The organism is Ignatzschineria rhizosphaerae, assembly GCF_022655595.1.
Taxonomy (GTDB): Bacteria; Pseudomonadota; Gammaproteobacteria; order Cardiobacteriales; family Wohlfahrtiimonadaceae; genus Ignatzschineria; species Ignatzschineria rhizosphaerae.
This window is the reverse complement of sequence record NZ_CP093379.1, coordinates 2,406,964-2,426,992: the sequence shown is the minus strand read 5'-3', so window position 1 is coordinate 2,426,992 and position 20,029 is coordinate 2,406,964. Positions and strand designations below refer to the sequence as shown.

Here is a 20,029-nt window from a genome sequence, read left to right as displayed (position 1 = left end):
ACTACAAAAGTATGTTTTTGGAATAGGCTGATTTATTTGGAATCTGGCACAAATGCCGGCATTGAAAATATAGATATTTAAAAAGGGGAAATAGTTAATTTTCAAAGAGAAATTTAAGGTGTTTTTATAATAAGCCTAGATCGCTTTAGGGAAATGTTTTGGGGCTATCTTTCTAAAGCATTATTCCAACAATTATTAGAAAAATGGACGCTTGATTAGAAGCTTAGTTAAAGAGCTTGAGTGGTAGTTTTAAAGGGGCTTTTAAGACTTTGAGAGGCTTTTTTAAGTGGAAAATGAAAAGAGTTAATATCCTTTTGAAGGTTTATGCGGAGAATTGATTGAGCCCTTTGAGAATGGTGATAGAATCAAAAGAGTGCTCTTTTTTAGGCTTTTAATAAAAGGGCGATTTTTTTCACTTACTAATCATCATACAATCATGACAACCATCACCAATATTGAAGATCTGCGCGTGATCGCTAAAAAACGTGTACCGAAAATGTTCTATGACTATGTCGATTCAGGTTCTTGGACGGAGTCTACCTATCAGGCGAATGAGTCAGACTTTCAAAAGATTAAGCTGATTCAAAAAGTCGCACGTAATATGGAAAATCGCTCGCTTACAAGAGAGATGCTCGGGATTGAGATGTCGATGCCACTCTCTATTGCGCCAACGGGTTTAGTGGGAATGGTGCATCCGGATGGGGAGATTTTAGCGGCAAGAGCAGCATCAAATTTTGGGATTCGTTATACGCTTTCGACAATGAGTATCGCCTCTTTAGAAGATATTAAAAGAGAGGTAAACAAACCTTTTTGGTTTCAGCTTTATGTAATGCGTGATCGGGATTTTATGCGCCGTTTGATTGATCGGGCAAAGGCTGCTGGTTGTGATGCTTTAGTGATTACCCTTGATTTACAGATGATAGGGCAGCGCCACAAAGATCTTAAAAATGGCCTTTCTGTACCTCCTAAACCGACTTTACGCAATTGGATTAACCTTTTAACAAAGCAGCGTTGGTGCTGGAATATGCTGAAAACAAAACGCCGACAGTTTGGCAATATTGTGGGGCATGTTGAAGGCATTGATGATCCTAGCTCCTTAGGTTCATGGACACAGCAACAATTTGATTCGACATTAAACTGGGACGATATTGCCTGGATTAAAGAAGCATGGGGCGGCAAGATTATTTTAAAAGGGATCTTAGATGCTGAAGATGCAAAGCTTGCCAATAGCGTGGGCGCAGATGCGATTGTGGTGAGTAATCATGGCGGACGTCAGCTTGATGGCGCACTCTCTTCCATCGCGGTTCTTCCTTCGATTGTCGAAGCACTTGCCGGCACTTCAACCGAGGTGATTCTCGATAGCGGGATTCGCTCAGGACAAGATCTATTAAAAGCTGTGGCATTAGGCGCAAGGGGAGGCATGATTGGCCGAGCATATCTCTATGGACTTGGCGCAATGGGGGAAGCTGGCGTCACAAAAGCTTTGGAACTCATGCGTAATGAGTTTGAAACGAGCATGGCATTTTGTGGGGAAACTAAGGTGGATAATGTCGGACGCCATATTTTAGTCCCTTCAACGATTCCCAACCCTTTTGGTCGGTAGAATATTGAAAGGGTGAAGTGGCGTTAAATACCGTTATTCACCAATATGACAAAAGAAAAGCACAGTATCGATGGAGAAACGGTACTGTGCTGTTTTATGGGCGATAAGAAGAGGTGGGCTTATCGCTATTTTGAATAATGATTCTATAAGCGTTATTGTTGGGATTTTTCAAGCGCTTGATCGATATCTTTAATAAGGTCATTAACGTCTTCAAGCCCGATAGAGAGGCGGATTAACTCAGGGAGAACACCGGCTTTGCGTAATCCCTCTTCATCAAGTTGGGCGTGCGTTGTACCGGCTGGGTGGATCACTAAGCTTTTAGCATCTGCCACATTGGCAAGCAGAGAGAAGATCTCTAAATTATCAATAAATTTAATGCTCGCTTCTTTCCCCCCCTTAACGCCAAAGGTGAAGATTGCGCCAACCCCTTTCGGGAAGTATTTTTGCGCTCTTTTATGATATTGGCTTGATGTAAGGCCGGGGTGTTTAACCCAATCGACAAGTGGATGGGCTTCTAAATGCTGAGCAATTTTAAGCGCTGATTCCGTCATTCTCTCAACACGTAAACTTAAAGTCTCTAAGCCTAAAAGAATAAGGAAGGAGTTAAAGGGACTAATGCAAGCGCCAGTATCTCGAAGAAGCTCCACTCGGGCTTTAAGGATGTATGCTTGCTCTCCTAAGTCGGCATATTGCAATCCCCCATAAGCTGCATCGGGCGTGTTAAAGCCTGGATAACGAGGATTATCTTTAAAGTTGAAATTCCCATTATCAATCACGCCGCCGCCAATTGAGGTGCCGTGCCCCCCAATATATTTGGTAAGCGAGTGGACAATAACGTTAATGCCGTAACTTTTAAGGTTTATTAGGTAAGGCGTACCAAAGGTATTATCCGCAATAGTGACAATCTGGTGCTTTTGAGCGATCTCTACAATCTTTTCAATATTGGGGATGTTGATATCAGGGTTGCCAATGCTCTCAAAGAAGATAGCGCGAGTTTTATCGTTAATAGCGGCCTCTAAGCCTTCAAGATCCTCAGGCTCAATAAAATGCACCTTAATACCAAACTGTGCCGGCAAACGTTTTTGTAAGAGCGTATAAGTACCGCCATAAATCGTGCTAAGAGTGATGATCTCATCTCCAGGCGTTGCCACGTTTAAAATGGCGTAGAGAATAGCGGTCATCCCGGAGCTTGTAGCGAGTGCACCAACGCCGCCTTCAAGTGCGGAGATGCGTTTTTCTAATACATCAGTGGTGGGATTCATGATGCGTGTATAGATATTGCCAGGCTTAGCAAGCCCAAAAAGATCCGCCGCATGTTGAGAATCATCAAATACGTAGCTAGAGGTTTGATAGATAGGTACAGCGCGTGATTTTGTTTCATCCACGACTTGTCCCGCATGAACTTGCAGGGTATCAAAATTCCATTGTTGGTCAGCCATTACAGCACTCCTTTGCGATAAATTGTTGGGATATAGGAATAATGCTTTACTCAAAAAGTTTGGAGTGTTTTTCTTAAAGAATATATTAAATGTATGTTTAATATGTTTCTCTGTTTAGCTATAACGTATCAAATGAGGGAATGCAATTAAATGTGGTCAAATAAGTGTAGGGTTATGGATATCTTTATGAAAAAAGAACCTTGCAAACTATTGAAATAGAGCCTAGAAACGTGCTAAAAATCTTTTGGTAGTACTTTGAAAATAACTCTTGAAATAAAGAGCTATTTAAGTAAAAGATTATTAATCCATTGTTATTGTTGGTTATTATCGCTTTAAAAGCGTTCTTTTTTGATATTAAAGGTCATCCTTATTGTGAAAAAAATATGGGGTTTAATGCTCTCTCTCCTCCTTTGCTTGCAGTTTAGTCTGGCAACAGGACCTTCTATTATCATCTCCGAACTGGTGCCGTTAGCGATTAATGAGAAAGGTGATGTTCTTTGTAAATCGCGATATTCGGAAAATAGAACAGGATCTCACAGCCATACTGCAACCAATTATGGGCTCTGTATTGTTAAAAATGGACAAGTGAATCCTATTCCAGAGAGCGATATTCACTTTGCACCTGATTTTTCTTCACCAGATTATGATGAGGAATTTTTAAAAATGGAGCAGCAGTTTCAGGCGGTATCTTTTGCCAGTGATGATCTTCTTGTGGAAGACTTTTATGAGGATTTATTAGCAGAAGGTTTTAGAGAAATTGTGCTACAAGATTATTTAATCGAGCCTGTATTTTCGATCAAATCTTTTAACAAGCGCTGGCATACCGACTATTTAAAACAGCCCCAAGCGGTGCTATATAACCGTGAATTACCGAGAGTTTATGGAGATTATGAGGAAGATACGCTGTTTTTAAAAGTCCATCAGCTCTATCAGATTCACAATCAGATTTGGCTACAGTATGAAGATTGTCCTTTAGATATATCCGTTGATTGCAATCAGTATGATGCGATAAGCCCTGATTTTTATTATGCCGATTATGGGGATGAGGAAGCGGAATCTGAAGACTTTGAACCTATGGGATATGAGTGGAAGCAGAAAGTAACGAGCGTGATTTTTTTGCCAGATGTGATTTCTCAGTAGTTGATTATATTTTTTTATCTAAATTGTGAATATCGTTAAAAAGCTGAAGCATGCACTTTCATTAAAAGCTTTTGGTGTAAAGAGCGCAGAAAACAGTTATAGAAAATAGCTGCCGAAAATAGTCTTATCCAAGGATTCGCAAAAGTTAAAAAAAGCTCAGATATTGGGCTTTTTTAGTGCTGATTTTAGGAAGAATATTGTTAAAAGTCCTAGGGTCTGTTGAACATTCAAAATTTAATCACAATAACCTCTTGAAAGCATGATGATTATTACGATGACTTGAAAGTCAATCATTTTATTTAAGAACAATAGGTTATAAACCAATGTTCAACAGACCCTAATTAGGCTTTCTTATTTTAAGTTTCTCTATCTTCTCGTTTCTTGCTCGAAGTTAATGATATTCAATACTACACTCTTGTTTTAAGGTAAATCTCTCTTTGCAGATAGTTGGTAGTAATTTCTCGAAGCATTTTTAAGGTAAAGTATGACCATAACGATGATTATTTCGGCAATAGTGACGATCATTTTAATTGTGATGATTGTTATTTATAATGCCTTGATTAAACAAAGACAGATGACTTTAGAGGCTTTTTCAGGAATTGATGTCTATTTAAAACAGCGTTATGATCTTATTCCTCCGTTAGTTTCGGCGGTTAAAGGTGCGACATATCAGGAGTCTTTCGTGTTAAATGAGATTGTTGCACTTCGCTCAAAAGGTCTTAAAGGGCATCTATCTGTGGGCGAGTTAGGGCAAAATGAGTAGAGGCTAAGTGAGTGCATTTAACAGTTATTAGTCTCTATGGAACATTATCCTGAGCTTAAAGATCATCTGAATTTTCAAAAGCTGCAGGACTTACTTGAAAATATTGAAACTAATTTAAGGGATGCTCATCGCAACTATAATATAGCGGTTCGTCATTATTTAACTTATAAACAACAATTTCCTAATGTGATTGTAGCGGCACTTTTTAATTTTTCTGATGTGGAGTATTTTGAGTTAGAAAATAAGTTGTGAAAAATCTTTACCTGTTGATGAAGTCGATAAAGATGTTTCACATGAAACGCCTTCGTTTTTTATGGTCACCAGCTATAAGCTTTGCCTTGATAATCGCAGATGATAGGGTAACCATAATCATCATAAATAAGGGTATCTGATAGATTCTCAAATTGAATTAAGCCTCCATATTCAATCGTTTTTTGCTCAAGATTAAGGTGCGGAATAAGTGGGAATTCCATAGATGTGACGATTTCCCCAAAATTATCAAAGTCTGTTTTAACCACTTCCCACTGAGGATTGACGGTAATATGTTGAGATTTCATTTCTTGATCACCCTTTTTTTGCCATGCTTGTAATTCAATGAGGGGCAGTGATCGGTAGCTGTCTTTATATAAACTGTAATAAAGTTCGCTTAATGTTGGATAGCAATACTCCTCAAGATTGAGGCTTTCAAATTGAGCGAGTGATTCGGGAGTGATGTGGTTATTATCATCTAAGATGATTTGTAAGGAATATTCTACTTCGCCATTACTTTGAGTTTCGGGATCAGAAAGGCAATAGTAACCTTTTCCCGCTTTTTTAAGGGGGATTAAATGGCTCTCCCAATAAGATTCTTGAAATATCAGATCTGGCTGAATCTTAAAGAGCGATAAACTTGTGACAAAGGGATCTCTGCGTGCGGTATAGGTTGAAGAGATGAGATTAATACCCTCAACAGTAGGATAAAGTATCTCCTCTAATACTTGTTGGTATTGCCCCGTTTTAGGATCAAAGAACCAAACGGTGGAGAATTCTCCTAAACTGCCGGCGCTAACTTTAATAATAAAGTCGATATAGCCATCATTATTAATATCCACAAGTTCTGGCGTGCTACCAATATCGCCCCAAAACATATTGGCACGAATGGATTCCCCTTCAATCGTTTGTAATAACTGATCTTGATTATCATATACCCGAATTGAGTGAAATAGCAGTTTTTGGCGCTTATGATCATTAAAAAAGGCATAACGAATCTCAGGAGAATCGGCTTCATCGCTGACCTTTTGGATCACTTTTTCTTCAAGAACAAGAGAGTCTTTAAAATCATTGGCAATGACAATGTTATTAAACATTAAGAGGAGAAGTGTGCTTAATGTGAAGGAGAGCGTTAGTAGCATAGAAGATCCTGTAATCGGAGAGTATGGTGATAATAGATACAATTTATCATATTGAAAATAATGAATAATCTAATATTCATTATAGGATGTCTTTAAGTGACGAGAAGGCGGAGGGAAATCATAAAAACTATTTTTTGTTGTTCTATATTTAATATGGTAGAGCTACGATAGGGAGTTTAATGGCGTTTACGGTTCTTGTGGTTAAGGAGGGGATGGTGAGATTTTTGGGGGTGCTAATCAGTTTGATAATGAGTTTGTCTTTGTGTTTTGCGACAGGCGCTTCAGGGATTATCTCTAATATTGCCCCCATTGCCATCAATTCTGAAGGCGAGATTTTATGTAAATCTTTTTATTCAGAAAATATTGATGGTGGGCGCCATGTGACGGATGCAGATCTCTCCCTTTGTATTGTGAAGGATAGCAAAATCATGGCTTTACAGAAGCTAGATCAATTTAGAGCGGCTCCTGAAACTCATGGTTATGAAAAGGACGTTCAGGATTATGAAGCGCTTTTCAATCGATATCAATTACTTCAGTTTTCGGTAACCTCTCCTTTGTTAGCATCTCAATATGAGAAGCTCGTTCAGAAAGGTTTTAAGCCGATAGAGCTCAATCAGTATCGTTTAGATCCTGATTTTTCTGCAGAGTCTTTTTATGAAAAATGGGGAAGTGCCTACCAAGATTTAAAGCAAGTGGTATTAAATAGTGAAAATAGACCAATTACGACAGATGGCTTCGATATTAACGCATTATTAAAAACAGTAAAATTACAATATCAGATAGGAAATCAAATTTGGTTATCTGCAGATGATTGTCCGCTGCAATACGAGGAAGCTAACGAATGTAACGGGGATCTAGGTTTAGATGAAGGTATTAGGGTAATGTACTATGTTTCTCCTCTCTATCATCGGCATAAAGATAGCGGATTATATGGCACAAATCCTCCCCCCTTTTGGCTATGAGCTTCAAAAAGTAAATGCCATTATTTTTTTACCAGAAATATAAAACGTAGATAAATAAGAAGAATCGGGCTGGTTTTTATTGTTTCTTTTAGGATCCTTATTATTCATTTTTGGCACCGGATCATCATCTATTCCATCAGTGATGGCGCCCATGCGATTAATGTGGGTGTTTTTTTGTAAATATTATGTGTAGGATTTTATCGCGTTGTTTACAGTATTAGGAGAAAATACTGTTATGAATATCCATCGAAAAACAAAATTAACGCCGTTTCATCGAGAAGAGATTTGGCGATTACATCATCAAGAAAAATTTACCGTAACCTATCTAGCTGAGCGTTTTATGGTAAGCAGACCTACGATCTATAAAGTACTAAAACAAGGTAGATTGAACTTGTTTGTGCCATTAGCTAGTAAAAATGAACGTTATAGAACAATTAAGTATGGCATTAAACGTCTTGCAAAGATTGAAAAATCTATTGAAGAGAAACTTAAAAAGAGGGCTAAACGTTATAACAAAAACTATCCTGTCGAGATGGTCCATGTGGATACTAAACGGCTCCCTCTTTTAAAAGGGGATCTTAAAAATCGCACTAGAGAGTATTTATTTGTAGGAATTGATGATTTTTCAAGAGAACTTTATGCCGGTATTTATCCTGATAAATCACAGTTTAGTGCTGCTGAATTTCTTCGATGGGATCTGTTAGAACAGTGTCCCTATACTGTAGAATGCACCTATTCGGATAATGGTCGTGAGTATAAAGGTACATCAGAACATGCCTTTGTCGAAATGTGTCTAACACATAAGATTAATCAAAAGTTTACAAAGCCAGCTTGCCCTCAAACGAATGGAAAAGCAGAAAGAGTCATTCGAACACTCATGGAAATGTGGCATAATCAGGAAGAGTTTATCAGTTCAGATGATCGGAAAAAGAAGCTAAAACGATTTTTGAACTATTACAACACAGTAAAACCTCATAAGGGTATTAATGGTTTAACGCCTTATGAAGTTTTAGAAAATTATTTTAACACTGAAGTGTAAACAACCCGCCGATTTCTAACATATTATGTCTCTAAAAATCTCTAAAAAAACGATGGGCGTACATGCTTTAATGCCTGTATAATCCTCCCTTTGCTTGATTTGCGATGGTGAGATGGCCTTGTTAGATCTACCTTAGGGATAAATCATAATACGAAGATATCCAAAGCGCATCCTACAGTAGATACGCTTTGGGCATGATAGCTTATTGAATAAGGGATTATTATTTCGTATTAATCGTCGGTCTTAATCCAAGGGTATGGCAGATGGCGTAGGTGAGTTCTGAGCGATTTAAGGTATAGAAATGAAAATCTTTGATACCTTCTTTGCGTAAGACTCGAACCATATCAATAGCAATACTTGCGCCCACTAAATTACGGGTTTCAGGGTCGTTTTCTAAACCTTCATAACGCTTGTGAAGCCATGATGGGATTTTTACATTTAAAGGGCCTGCAAATTTTACGAGGGATTCATAGTTAGAAACAGGTAAAATGCCGGGAACGATCTCCGCTTCAATCCCTACCGCGACGCAGCGATCTCTAAAACGTAAAAAAGCTTCGATATCAAAAAAGAATTGGCTAATTGCAAGGTTCGCGCCAGCATCCACCTTACGTCTAAGATGAAGGAGATCTGCTTGTCCATTTTTAGCATCAGGGTGAACTTCGGGATATGCCGCAACAGAGATATCAAAATCATGACGTTTTTTGAGAGTCTCCACTAAATGGTCCGCATAGATATCGGGGTTAGGAGCGCCTTTCGGGAGATCTCCACGAAGCGCTAAGATATGGCGAATCCCTAAATTCCAGTAGTTATCGGCAATCTCATTGATCTCATCAATGCTTGTATCAATACATGTTAAGTGGGGAACCGCTGTGAGATCGGTTTTTTCGACAATATCTTGAATCACTCTATGGGTTCTATCACGAGTTGATGCATTTGTGCCGTAAGTCACAGAGACAAATTTAGGACTTAATCCTTTTAAGCGCTCAATAGAGTTCCAGAGTGTTGTGACCATCTGTTCACTATTGGGTGGAAAAAATTCAAAAGAAACATTCACGTCCGAAGGGAACTCAGCCAAACTCTGATTTAAAAGCTCTACATATTGCGCGCTCATGCCGTTATCCTTATTTTTTTTATGATTGATTTAAAGGTTCTTACTGGCACAAAAAAAGCCAGCACTTTTGTCTCATCAAGTGTTGGCTTTACACAACTTATCTTTCGGTTTGTTCAATTATCAAATAGATAAAACCGAAGGAATTAGCACCTTAATTTTCATCAGGTTGCCGGGCATCACAGGGCCTTTCCCTCCGCCTCTCTTGATAAGATAGGACATTAAACAATAACTTACTGTGAAATGTCACGCTTTAATCAATATAGGGGAAGAACCATTGAAAAGGCAAGGGGAAAAATAAAATATATTTTATGAAGTATTTAATTTTGCATTTATGATTTTTTGAGTGGTATATTGAAGAGTTAATTCTTATTCAGAGAGATGGAGGGATTTGGCCCTTGGAAGTGTCAGCATCAAGTTGTATTGTGCTAAATCCAACAGATACAGGTATCTGTTGGATAAGAAGACCGAAGTTTCAAAAGCTCTTCTAACTGTTAGAAGAGCTTTTTTTATGGTTATTTTATCAATAAAAGGAAGGACTCTATGATGAAGAAAAAATTACTACTCGCAGGCTGCGCCGCAATTTTCATGGCAGGATGCCAAACCGTAGATGCAAGTAAGAGTGAGGTTGCTTCTCCTGCGCTTGTGAAGGCTGTGCATGAATTTACTAAAGGTGATGTCGATTTTGAAGTGGCATATGCTGATCTTAATAATGATGGCATTAAAGATGGAATTGTATTGTTAGAAGGGGCGAATTGGTGCGGATCAGGAGGTTGTACTTTATTAGTTTTTGAAGGTTTAGAGAATGGGGAGTATCGTCTTGCTTCAAAATCAACGGTAGCAAGTGCCCCGATCTATGTATTAGAGGCAACCTCAAAAGGTTGGTCTGATCTATCGGTTTATACGCCTGGAAAAGGGCAAGTCATCATGAAATGGGGCGGATCAAACTATCCATCAAACCCATCATTACAACCGACTTTAATTATTGATAGTAAAGAGGTAAAACCGGCAATTCCAAAAGATAGGTTTTAAGGTATTCCTATTATAGGTTTAAAATATCCTAAAATAGATGAAGTATGGTAATTCAATGATATTGATAGGTTAATAAACAAAGAGATAAATGCCATCTTAAAACCTCTTAGAGTTTTATACTTTATGAGGTTTTTTTATATCCAAAAAGGGATGAATGACTGTTTAAATTGTCTTTATTAAGATAATCATTTATCACTTTGAATTTAAAAATGTTGATAATTTTTATTATAAAATAGGCTCTTTTTAAGATAGAGGAAATATTTGAGATGACCTCCATTCAGGAACAATTTAAAGATCCAACTAAGTTAACAAAATGGGTGAAAAACCTGATCGTTATTTCAATTATTATGCATATTATCGGAGTTGCTTCCGGCTTTATGGAGTATCAATTACTCAAAGAGATTGCGTGAGGGACTTATAGATATATCAGTGATGAAGCATTTGATGTCATTGTCGATAAAAATGATTATCGAGAAATGATTGTTGGATTAGTTCAATTTTTGTTGTTTATTATTCAAGGTATTATGATTTTGATGTGGATATTTAGAGCCAATAAAAATGTACGAGCTCTAGGTGCTAAGGATATGCGCTTTTCCGCAGGATGGTCGGTAGGTTGGTATTTTATTCCATTATTCACACTATGGAAGCCATATCAGACGATGAAAGAGATCTTTGTGAAAAGTGAGGGCTTAGATTCAGGCTCAGAACTACGATATCGATCACTATTACCAATGTGGTGGACTTTATGGATTATTTCAGAAGTGATAGGTCGCATCATATTGAAATCTACCTTTCGTGATGATTTAGGTTATCAGGGGCTATTAAATTTAAGCTTACTTCATCAATTAGCGGATGGTTTGGATGTTTTCTTAAATATTATTTTCCTTCTTATGGTGACAAGACTTTATAAGCAGCATATGAGTTTTAGAAATAGACAGGAAAACTCAGCAACCACAACTATCAATAGGATGATTACAAAGGGCTCTTAATTTATAGCTCTAACCATTATTACGGCAAATTGCCGAATTAGTAGGAGAATAATCATGAGTATTGAGAAGCAGCTTCAAGCCATCGTTAAGGAGCGAATTTTAATTTTAGATGGTGCAATGGGAACGATGATTCAAAAGCGTCAACTGGAAGAGGCTGATTTTCGTGGGGAGCGTTTTAAAACGAGGCATAAGGATTTAAAGAGCAATAATGACCTGCTTGTGCTAACACAGCCTGATGTGATTCTCGATATTCATGAACAATATTTAGCTGCCGGCGCTGATTTAATAGAAACCAATACCTTTAATGCCACCCAAATGTCGATGGCAGATTATGGGATGGAAGCATTTGCCTATGAGATTAACCTAGAAGCGGCAAAACTTGCTAAGAAATATGGCGCTGCCGTTATCGTGATGGCATTTGATGAGGATGGACAAGCTGATAACTATGAACGCCGTAAAGAAATTTGCTCTCGCGCTTACGATATTTTAGTCAATGAAGTGAATTTCCCACCGGAAGATATAATCTTTGACCGCAAATGTCTTTGCGGTTGCGACCGGGATTCCGGAGCATAATCGCTACGGTTTAGATTTCCTAGATGCGACAAAATGGATTCGTAAAAACTTTCCCTTCGTGCATATCTCCGGCGGTATCTCTAACGTTTCATTTTCCTTTCGGGGGAATAATCTTGTGCGTGAAGCGATTCATGCCGTATTCCTCTATCATGCGATTCAGCGTGGTTTATCTATGGGAATCGTGAATGCCGGTCAGCTTGCGATCTATAGTAAAATCGGTTCAAGAAAACCCAAATAATCTAGGAAATTATGGCTTACGAAATTTCATTTAGAAAACGCATCTTAAATACTCTTGATGAGAGTAAAAGTATTACTGAAACGGCTCGTTTGTTTAATATCTCAACTTCGAGTATTAAGAAATGGCGGAAAAAAATGGCTGAAGGATCTTTAGAGGATCCTGTTCGCCGATGTAACTTTAAAAAAATTGATCCGATTCAACTCAAAGCCTATATTTTGGAACATCCTGATGCTTATCTTTCTGAAATTGCTGAAGTTTTTCAATGTGCGACATCTTCTGTTCATGAAGCGCTTACTAAACTTGGCTTTAAGCATAAAAAGAAAAGTACAATTTATCGGGAACAGGATCAAAAAAAGTTAAAGCATTTTTAGAAATTATCACAAATCTTCCTCAAGAAAAAATCGTTTACTTAGATGAAACGGGCTTTGATCAATGCCTTTATCGCACGCATGGGAGAGCTTTAAAAGGCGATATAATCAAAGGTTTTGTAAGCGGCAAACGATTTCGTAGGACAAGTTTAGTAGCAGGTTTAATTCATCGAAAAATATTAATTTCCCCATTTCAATATGAGGGCACTATGGATAGTGTGCTGTTTGAATATTGTTTTACAAATCACTTAGTACCAGAGCTACCTCAAAATAGCATTATTGTTATGGATAATGCTAGATTTCATCGTAAATCCCAATTGAAAGAGATTCTTTCAAAAACAGGGCATTGATTATTACTCTTGCCTCCATACTCGCCAAATTAAAATCCTATAGAGAAATACTGGGCAATCCTAAAGCGAAAAATGAGAGAAATATTACGCTATTCCTCGACTTTTGAGGAAGCATTTTTTAGTCTTTTTTGAACCGAATCCACTATAAGTACCCGCATAAAGTTCTCTTGAAAAATCATCAATTCCTACAAATAAATACTCTCTAGTGCGATTTTTAAGATTCTCCTGATACGGTAAAAAACGCGATTAAATCCTATATCTGTGAATTTTGATCACTGCAGATATAACTCACTTTATTTTAAATAAATGTAAATCTATATTTTTATTTTAAAAAAAATACAGCAATCATGATTTATTTTGTTGATTTTAAAGGGGGTTATATTTCTAGTTAATAATGTCCTATTAAAACATTGAGAATATATTACTACTTTATTATGATCTCTTTTGTAAAGAGAATATATAGTAGGTCATTATTATGTTTTTCTTTTACATAACTGTTTAATTTTTTATCAAATTTCTATAAAGGTTTAATAAAATGAAAAAATTATTTTTAGCTTTCGTAGCTACTCTTACTGTTTCATCTGTAGCGCTTGCACAAACAGCGGACCAATCAACTGGTTCTATCGTCTTTAAAGGGGTGGTTACAACATCATCATGTACTCTGTCTCCAATTGAACCTGTGGATCTCGGTTCTGTCTCAACAAGAACTTTAAGAGCAGCAGGTGATGCCTCAGCTTGGGTTTCAACTAATATTGAGTTTGTAGATTGTAATCTTAAAACGGGCGCTGAAGACGAAGGTGTTCAGAGCGTACAACTTGTTATTGAGCCAGGTACAGCATTGAACACTGATCTATGGGCTAATACAGCAGGTGATGCTACAAATGTAGGTTTAGATTTACTTATCAATAATCAAGCAGTAAAACCAGAAGGCGCTACATTAGCAGATATTCAAATATTTAATAATGAAACATTAACTGTTCCTGTTAGAGCTCGCATGAAGGCTTCAGCTGCGGGTGTAGAAGCTGGTTCGTTTAATACTTCTGTGAAATTTACTGCAAACTACAAATAATTATAGTTTCTGTAAAATCATTATTAACAATGATTTGAATTTGAATAGGTTAAATTATGGGTAATAGCTTGTATTACAAAATATTAGGTGCAATATTCATATTTGGTATGTGGCTATTGGGGTATATAAGCTATGCCTATAAATTTGATAATTCCCTGCTAGAATCTACAGGAATAGATAATGTTGATCTAAGTGTTTTTTCTGGTAATAACGACCAATTCTCAGGACGATATATTGTTGACATTAAAATAAACAATAAAACTGTGGCATATTCAAAATCTGTTAACTTTTATGTTTTAAATGGAAGTGACCATCTTTGTATCACTCCAGAATTATTAATGGGTTTTCCGTTAAAAAAAGAGTATGCTAGTAGCATTTTGACACACACACCTCATCAAACAGATATAGGAGAATGTTTTTCTTTAGAAAGCCTTGACCCTGCAGTAAAAATAGAGTTTTTCCCTAGAGATCAAGTTGTTAATATAACGATGCCACAACTATTTTTAGATAATTTCGATCCAAACTGGATTTCACCTAAAGATAGAGACTATGGAATTTCAGGATTAGTCTTTGATTATAATATGATGGGAATCCATACAAGATCTAAATATTCGGGGCGACGTCAGACTAATAATGCTTTCCGAAGTTATGGCAATATTGGCGCTAATATTGGAAGGTTCCGTTTTCGAGGAAATTATCAATATGATTCTGATATTGCTAACGATAAGCTTGACTGGACTCAAATTTATGGTTTTATGGATGTAGCTTCTTTAAATGCTAAATTATATGTTGGTGAGATTTATTCACGCAGCAATTTATTTGATACTACAAAATTTAAAGGAATAAGTTTTTTTTCAGATGAAAGTATGATGCCCTCTTATTTACAGGGTTATGCCCCACAAGTCACAGGGACCGTATCAACAAATGCCGTTGTAACAGTAAAACAGTATGGAAATATTTTAAAGTCAGAGCAAGTATTACCTGGTCCTTTCTCTATCTCAGATCTTCCCTCTTATATTAATGGTGTCGTTGATGTAGAAATAGAAGAAAATAGTGGTCAAGTCACAAAGTATCAAGTATATATTTCTCAACTCCCCTTTTTAACAAGAAAAGGCGCTATTCGTTATAACTTGAATATAGGGAAATTAGACGTTGAATATGGGAAAAAAACTAATACGAATTTTATCTCTGGAGATCTCTCTTATGGATTAACAAATAATATTTCTATATTTGGAGGGACAGTAGCAACGATTAATAAAAGTGATTATAAATCTCTTAATGTAGGTATAGGATTAAATCTTGAAACATTTGGAGCGCTTTCTTTTGATGTCACACACGCAAATAATCAAGTCTATAAACAAAAAACATTAAGAGGGTATAGCTATCGTATTAATTACGCTAAACGTTTTAGCTCTGATACAACTTTGAATTTAGCTGGGTATCGTTTTTCTGGTCGTGATTATACTTCGCTAAATAACTATATTGATATGAAAACTAATAACACAAGAAGATTATCTTTTGAAAAAAGGCGCTTTACTTTAAGCCTTACGCAAGCTTTCCCTTCAATAAGTACAAGTATAACAGCATCTCTAACAAAAGGAGCTTACTGGAATCATAGTAGCACATCAAATTATAGTATTTCTGCCAATAAGGTTATTAAAACTGGATTTTTAAGAAATAGCTCAATACAATTATCACTATCTAGGAACACAGATAGAGATGGTTATAGCAATAATCAAATAGGATTATTTTTTCATGTGCCGATTGATGATTATAATTCTTATTTGAGTTATTCTGCATATTATGATGAATACGATAAAAGAGTTAATCAGCAAGTTGTTTATAATACTAGTTTAGGTAATGCGAATATTTCTCTTGGGGGAGAGATATCTCATCAAAATAATTTTTCGACCGATTCAGAATATAGTTTAAATGGTTCCTACGATTTAGATACAAGATATGGTAAATTCCAGACAATGGCTAACTATTCTTCAAATTATCAAAGAGCAACTATTGGATATAATGGTTCTCTAACTATTACACAACATGGACTTGCTACACATTCTCGAGTTTATGAAAATGGCTCAAGGCTTATCATTAATGCTGAAGTACCTGGGGTGCAGGTAAAATCAGTGCCAGGGGAATCTAACACTTTTGGTCTGATAGGTGTGAGTAATATCCCTAATTATTATAGGACATCTTATGTTGTTGATAATGATAATTTACCGGATAATGTTGAGATAACAAACAGTGTAGTTCCAATAGCTGTTACTGACGGAACAATCGCTTATCGCTCTTTAGGAGCAATAGATGGTAAGAAAGTGATTTCTAGAATTGCTTTACAAGATGGAACTAACCCTCCATTTGGAGCCGTTGTTTATAGAGTAAATGGTAATGATGAGGTAGAGGTTGCTATGATTGCAGAAAAAGGGCTCACATACCTCTCAGGTCTTAATATACAATCTAATTTTTTGATTAAGTGGAGTAATCACAAATGTTTGTTAAAAATAAACTCATTAGATGTCGATGATCTGAAAAACTTAACATGTTATATGGAGTAAAATTTATGAGAAAAATATTGTTTTTAGGGTTATTAGTATTAAATTTTTCTTTTGGACAGTTAGCATTTGATAGAACAAGAATTATATTTGATCATTCTAATACAAATTCAGTATCTGTTATTGTAGAAAATAGTAATCCTAATATGCCGTATCTGGCGCAAACATGGATAGAGGATGGGAATGGAAATAAGATTGAGGAACCTTTAGTCGCTCTTCCTATGTTACAAAGATTAAATCCTCGACAAGAAAAGCAAATCAAAATTAGTTTAGTAGGTGACACTAATGCATTACCTAAAGATCGAGAGAGCTTATTGCAGTTTAGCGTACTTGGACTCCCACCAACAGATTCAGAAGGACAAAGTAAATTAAATATTTTAGTTAGATCTAATTTAAAATTGTTCTATCGCCCTAAAGGATTGCAAAAATATGCTGAAAATGCAATCTTTGAAGAAGTTAAAGTTCAGAAACAAGGAAGTAATCTTATATTAGAAAATCCCACACCTTATCATATTGTAATCTATGCTTTTAGCGCAAGGAAAGGTATTAATCTCACTGAGAAAGATATTGTTCTTAAGCCTTTCGGTAAAGAAAAAGTATCTGTGACAGTAGGTAATAATCCCTATATTTACTTCATTAACGATAATGGTGCAGCTAAATCATTAGCTTATAAATGTAGTAACTCTTTATGCAGCATAATTAAATAATTTTAGGAGGGTGTCATGCTAAGATCGGCCATACCTAGAATTATAATATTCTTGATGCTTTTAATAGCAAGCCCATATACTTTTGCGGCCTGCTCTTACGATAACCCTTCTATTTCTTTACGAAATACATTTTTATGGGTTGCCGAAAGAAATAATCCTAATAATAGAGATCTTTCATGGGATGTCACTTGTGATAATCTAGGAGGCGTAATGACTCCAAGAAGCTATAAGGACCCTTCCTGGGACACCTATATTAATAATATTATGAGTACATACAATATTCCACTAACAGATATTACATTAACATATCAAATTACCTTAATGTCAGAGGGGCGTCGTGAAAAGGTATGGAATTATGATATGAAGCAAAGTCAAATCGTATCTGATATCAGCCCATTTACTTTACAAGCAAATAAAAAATATACTATTTTAATGACTAATAGGTTGGGGCTGTACAATTCCGTTAATGCGCCTAATACTAGACCTCGAGTACCATCCCCCAGATTAAGTCAAGTAATGTCTATCGATGGATCTTGGATTAATGTTGGTTCAATTTTTGTACCATCAAATGTTGTATGTAATGCTACCTCTTTTGAGGTTAGGCCTTCAGCTAGCGAGATTGATTTTGGATTGCTTGATATCAGAGCTATTAATCGAGGTCGGGTTTATAGCAGAGATTTTAGTATTGAAATAAGAAGAAATCCTGCAAATACTTGTATTAATGATTTTGTCTATCCTGAGATTTCTTTTCGTCATCATGGAACTACTAATAGTAATGGAGATCTAATACTACCGATAAGAAGACTTTTATTTCGCTTATTAGATGAAAATGGTAATAGAATTCACTATGGTGAAAAACTTGAAATGGGGGTTTTAACAAGGACTGGTTCTCTAACAAATCGTTATAGAGCTCAAGTATTAAAAGATCCTACTCAACCTGAAGTTGTTCCTGGTGTATTTCAAGCAACTATAGTTTATGATGTTACCTATAGATAAAGAAAATGAGACTGACATAGACAATATTGCTCTTCATAAATAAATTCCTATATAATATATCTTATGAGTTATGGAAAAAATTCAATAAAACGAGTCCTTGATTTTGTTGCCAAAGGTGGTAGTAAAGCTAAAGCTGCACGCAGATTTCGCATTCCTTCTTCAACAAGTCTATGAATGGTTGAAAATACCTGAGATGTATGAAGCTAAAAAAAGGGGGGGGAAACGAATACCCCAGAAATATACTTACGAACCATTTGTAATCCTCCCATTTTTAATACCATCTAAAAGTAAAAGATTCTCCATGTTTTATTGAAGCTAGCACGGTGACATAGCTCCGATAGCTGAATGTGATCTTTCGTTATTATAACTCCACAATCATATTGTATGAGTAAATTTGTGATTCATCTATTAGCAAATGGTTTTTCGTATTTTAAGCTTCGCAACTTGAGCAAGTAACTAAACTTGTCACCATCTCTTTTGCGATTAGTTTTGCGGGGAGAAGCTAATGTTGTGCTTGAATTTATTTGTAGTAAAACCGTGAATTTACGGGATTTAGCGACTTATTAAAAACCTATTAAAAAGAGATAGAAAAATTAGTGATAAATTATGTGAAATAAGTGTTTTGATGACAAAACTAAGACCTGTTTTTATATTTTTTGTGAAAATAGTCGAGCTGGTAGCGTGAAAAGGTTCCTATTAATATTCAGTATTACCTTCTCTTTAAATCAAAAAGCCCCTAGTAGATGAGGACTAGTTGAAACAGCTTAAGCACCAGAGGAATTGAGGTATAGCGAAGTCTGTAAGTTAGCTGGGTGTGAAAGGGAAGTAGAAGCCATTTAAGAAAGAGGTTTGATGTGTATTTGAAGGCGCGAATAAGGAGAAATAAATCATATTCTCTTTTCGCGTAGACCTTTATTTATGGCTATTTTTCTTGTTATAGGAATATTAGAAGGGATATAAAAAAGAAAGGGTATAAAAAAACCGCTCAGATTATTGAGCGGTTATTGTTGTTTCTTTTACTTTAATTTAAAGCGAGAAGTTTAAGTTTATAGGTCTTATTTATTTTTGGGATTAACCAAAAGTTTTAAAACGTTCATCTGTATCAATAAAGCCTTTAGGATCTGCCGGTGTTTCAATAGAACCAATTGGCATTTGTGCTTTAAGAGACCATTTAGCAGGAATTCCCCATGCTTTTTTCACAGCATCTTCAATAAGCTCATTATAGTGCTGCAATGATGCACCAATATTTGCTTCAGCAAGTGCTAACCAAACACCATAAGCCGCAATACCGTGCGCTTGCTCTGACCATTTAGGGAAGTTCGCCGCATAAAGTGGGAATTGTGCCTGTAAGTCTTCAACAACTTGGTTATCTTCAAAGTAGAGAATAGTCCCATTTCCTGCTTTAAAAGAATCTACTTTGGCTTTAGTGCCTTCAAAAACATCTGCGGCTAAAACAGGTTTTAAAGCTTCTAATACCATGTCCCATACTTTATGATGCTCAGCACCAAAAAGGGTGATAATTCTGGTACTTTGTGAGTTAAATGCCGTTGGAGCTTGTTTAGAAGCCTCAAGGATAATGTCATTAATTGCTTCTTTTGATTGTGGCAAATTATTACCAAGATGGTAGATTGTACGGCGTTTTGTCGCTAATGAAATAAATGAACTCATGTTCAGTAACTCCTTAAATTGTTAAATATTTTAATG

17 protein-coding genes, 2 pseudogenes and 2 riboswitches are annotated in these 20,029 nt (G+C 36.2%); of the genes and pseudogenes, 15 read left to right on the top strand and 4 right to left on the bottom strand.

The features are described from left to right. The first annotated feature begins 436 nt into the window (after positions 1-436). A complete protein-coding gene (locus MMG00_RS10935; protein ID WP_242148250.1) occupies positions 437-1,603 on the top strand; it encodes an alpha-hydroxy acid oxidase in 1,167 nt (388 codons plus the stop codon). 152 nt (positions 1,604-1,755) lie between these two features. Here MMG00_RS10935 and MMG00_RS10930 read toward each other — a convergent pair whose 3' ends face one another. After that, positions 1,756-3,042, bottom strand: a complete 1,287-nt coding sequence (locus MMG00_RS10930; protein WP_242148248.1) for an O-acetylhomoserine aminocarboxypropyltransferase/cysteine synthase family protein — start codon at positions 3,040-3,042, stop codon at positions 1,756-1,758. 372 nt (positions 3,043-3,414) lie between these two features. Here MMG00_RS10930 and MMG00_RS10925 point away from each other — a divergent pair, with 372 nt between their 5' ends. Both MMG00_RS10925 and MMG00_RS10920 read left to right on the top strand, forming a co-directional pair. Further along, a complete protein-coding gene (locus MMG00_RS10925; RefSeq protein WP_242148246.1) occupies positions 3,415-4,182 on the top strand; it encodes a hypothetical protein in 768 nt (255 codons plus the stop codon). Positions 4,183-4,666: 484 nt separating this feature from the next. After that, positions 4,667-5,197, top strand: a pseudogene (locus MMG00_RS10920) (LemA family protein). Positions 5,198-5,262: 65 nt separating this feature from the next. Here the strand turns inward: MMG00_RS10920 and MMG00_RS10915 are convergent. Beyond that, positions 5,263-6,336 carry a hypothetical protein gene (locus MMG00_RS10915; RefSeq protein ID WP_242148243.1) on the bottom strand — a complete coding sequence of 358 codons (1,074 nt, stop codon included), beginning with the start codon at positions 6,334-6,336 and terminating at the stop codon, positions 5,263-5,265. Between the two features lie 179 nt (positions 6,337-6,515). Here MMG00_RS10915 and MMG00_RS10910 point away from each other — a divergent pair, with 179 nt between their 5' ends. Further along, positions 6,516-7,298: a hypothetical protein gene (locus MMG00_RS10910; RefSeq protein WP_242148241.1), complete on the top strand. Its 783-nt coding sequence runs from the start codon at positions 6,516-6,518 to the stop codon at positions 7,296-7,298. Between the two features lie 235 nt (positions 7,299-7,533). After that, on the top strand, positions 7,534-8,337 hold the full coding sequence (locus MMG00_RS10905) for an integrase core domain-containing protein (RefSeq protein WP_432805948.1): 804 nt from the start codon (positions 7,534-7,536) through the stop codon (positions 8,335-8,337). Between the two features lie 220 nt (positions 8,338-8,557). Here MMG00_RS10905 and metF read toward each other — a convergent pair whose 3' ends face one another. Beyond that, entirely contained in the window at positions 8,558-9,448 is an 891-nt protein-coding gene (gene metF, locus MMG00_RS10900; RefSeq protein WP_242148237.1) for a methylenetetrahydrofolate reductase, read from the bottom strand. A 94-nt stretch (positions 9,449-9,542) separates the two neighbouring features. Continuing rightward, positions 9,543-9,660, bottom strand: a riboswitch (SAM riboswitch). Positions 9,661-9,811: 151 nt separating this feature from the next. Then, a riboswitch (SAM riboswitch) is annotated at positions 9,812-9,910 on the top strand. Between the two features lie 78 nt (positions 9,911-9,988). Here metF and MMG00_RS10895 point away from each other — a divergent pair. From MMG00_RS10895 to MMG00_RS10855, 10 genes and pseudogenes are all read left to right on the top strand, one after another. Then, on the top strand, positions 9,989-10,477 hold the full coding sequence (locus MMG00_RS10895; protein WP_242148235.1) for a COG3650 family protein: 489 nt from the start codon (positions 9,989-9,991) through the stop codon (positions 10,475-10,477). Between the two features lie 266 nt (positions 10,478-10,743). Next, the gene (locus MMG00_RS10890; protein WP_242148233.1) at positions 10,744-10,887 is read left to right on the top strand and encodes a hypothetical protein; all 144 of its coding nucleotides are present in this window, start codon (positions 10,744-10,746) and stop codon (positions 10,885-10,887) included. Positions 10,888-10,902: 15 nt separating this feature from the next. Further along, entirely contained in the window at positions 10,903-11,466 is a 564-nt protein-coding gene (locus MMG00_RS10885) for a DUF4328 domain-containing protein (RefSeq protein WP_349775528.1), read from the top strand. A gap of 54 nt (positions 11,467-11,520) precedes the next feature. Continuing rightward, positions 11,521-12,256, top strand: a pseudogene (locus MMG00_RS10880) (dihydropteroate synthase); the annotation flags it as partial. 32 nt (positions 12,257-12,288) lie between these two features. Beyond that, a complete protein-coding gene (locus MMG00_RS10875; protein ID WP_242148230.1) occupies positions 12,289-12,648 on the top strand; it encodes an IS630 transposase-related protein in 360 nt (119 codons plus the stop codon). Positions 12,649-12,650: 2 nt separating this feature from the next. After that, a complete protein-coding gene (locus MMG00_RS14385; protein WP_432805947.1) occupies positions 12,651-12,995 on the top strand; it encodes a transposase in 345 nt (114 codons plus the stop codon). A 535-nt stretch (positions 12,996-13,530) separates the two neighbouring features. Then, positions 13,531-14,064 (top strand): fimbrial protein, encoded by a 534-nt coding sequence (locus MMG00_RS10870; RefSeq protein ID WP_242148228.1) that lies wholly within the window; start codon positions 13,531-13,533, stop codon positions 14,062-14,064. A gap of 56 nt (positions 14,065-14,120) precedes the next feature. Beyond that, positions 14,121-16,625 carry a fimbria/pilus outer membrane usher protein gene (locus MMG00_RS10865; RefSeq protein ID WP_242148226.1) on the top strand — a complete coding sequence of 835 codons (2,505 nt, stop codon included), beginning with the start codon at positions 14,121-14,123 and terminating at the stop codon, positions 16,623-16,625. Between the two features lie 5 nt (positions 16,626-16,630). After that, positions 16,631-17,329, top strand: coding sequence for a fimbrial biogenesis chaperone (locus tag MMG00_RS10860; RefSeq protein ID WP_242148224.1), 699 nt, complete (start codon positions 16,631-16,633; stop codon positions 17,327-17,329). 15 nt (positions 17,330-17,344) lie between these two features. Further along, positions 17,345-18,325, top strand: coding sequence for a fimbrial protein (locus tag MMG00_RS10855; protein WP_242148222.1), 981 nt, complete (start codon positions 17,345-17,347; stop codon positions 18,323-18,325). A 1,071-nt stretch (positions 18,326-19,396) separates the two neighbouring features. Here the strand turns inward: MMG00_RS10855 and MMG00_RS10850 are convergent. Then, a complete protein-coding gene (locus MMG00_RS10850; RefSeq protein ID WP_242148219.1) occupies positions 19,397-19,993 on the bottom strand; it encodes a nitroreductase family protein in 597 nt (198 codons plus the stop codon). Positions 19,994-20,029: the final 36 nt, after the last annotated feature.

Bases quoted from the DNA above. Each gene is read 5' to 3' on its own strand.
- MMG00_RS10935 (WP_242148250.1), top strand. From the start codon at position 437: ATGACAACCATCACCAATATTGAAGATCTGCGCGTGATCGCTAAAAAA.
- MMG00_RS10930 (WP_242148248.1), bottom strand. From the start codon at position 3,042: ATGGCTGACCAACAATGGAATTTTGATACCCTGCAAGTTCATGCGGGA.
- MMG00_RS10915 (WP_242148243.1), bottom strand. From the start codon at position 6,336: ATGCTACTAACGCTCTCCTTCACATTAAGCACACTTCTCCTCTTAATG.
- MMG00_RS10910 (WP_242148241.1), top strand. From the start codon at position 6,516: ATGGCGTTTACGGTTCTTGTGGTTAAGGAGGGGATGGTGAGATTTTTG.
- MMG00_RS10905 (WP_432805948.1), top strand. From the start codon at position 7,534: ATGAATATCCATCGAAAAACAAAATTAACGCCGTTTCATCGAGAAGAG.
- metF (WP_242148237.1), bottom strand. From the start codon at position 9,448: ATGAGCGCGCAATATGTAGAGCTTTTAAATCAGAGTTTGGCTGAGTTC.
- MMG00_RS10895 (WP_242148235.1), top strand. From the start codon at position 9,989: ATGATGAAGAAAAAATTACTACTCGCAGGCTGCGCCGCAATTTTCATG.
- MMG00_RS10890 (WP_242148233.1), top strand. From the start codon at position 10,744: ATGACCTCCATTCAGGAACAATTTAAAGATCCAACTAAGTTAACAAAA.
- MMG00_RS10875 (WP_242148230.1), top strand. From the start codon at position 12,289: ATGGCTTACGAAATTTCATTTAGAAAACGCATCTTAAATACTCTTGAT.
- MMG00_RS10870 (WP_242148228.1), top strand. From the start codon at position 13,531: ATGAAAAAATTATTTTTAGCTTTCGTAGCTACTCTTACTGTTTCATCT.
- MMG00_RS10865 (WP_242148226.1), top strand. From the start codon at position 14,121: ATGGGTAATAGCTTGTATTACAAAATATTAGGTGCAATATTCATATTT.
- MMG00_RS10860 (WP_242148224.1), top strand. From the start codon at position 16,631: ATGAGAAAAATATTGTTTTTAGGGTTATTAGTATTAAATTTTTCTTTT.
- MMG00_RS10855 (WP_242148222.1), top strand. From the start codon at position 17,345: ATGCTAAGATCGGCCATACCTAGAATTATAATATTCTTGATGCTTTTA.
- MMG00_RS10850 (WP_242148219.1), bottom strand. From the start codon at position 19,993: ATGAGTTCATTTATTTCATTAGCGACAAAACGCCGTACAATCTACCAT.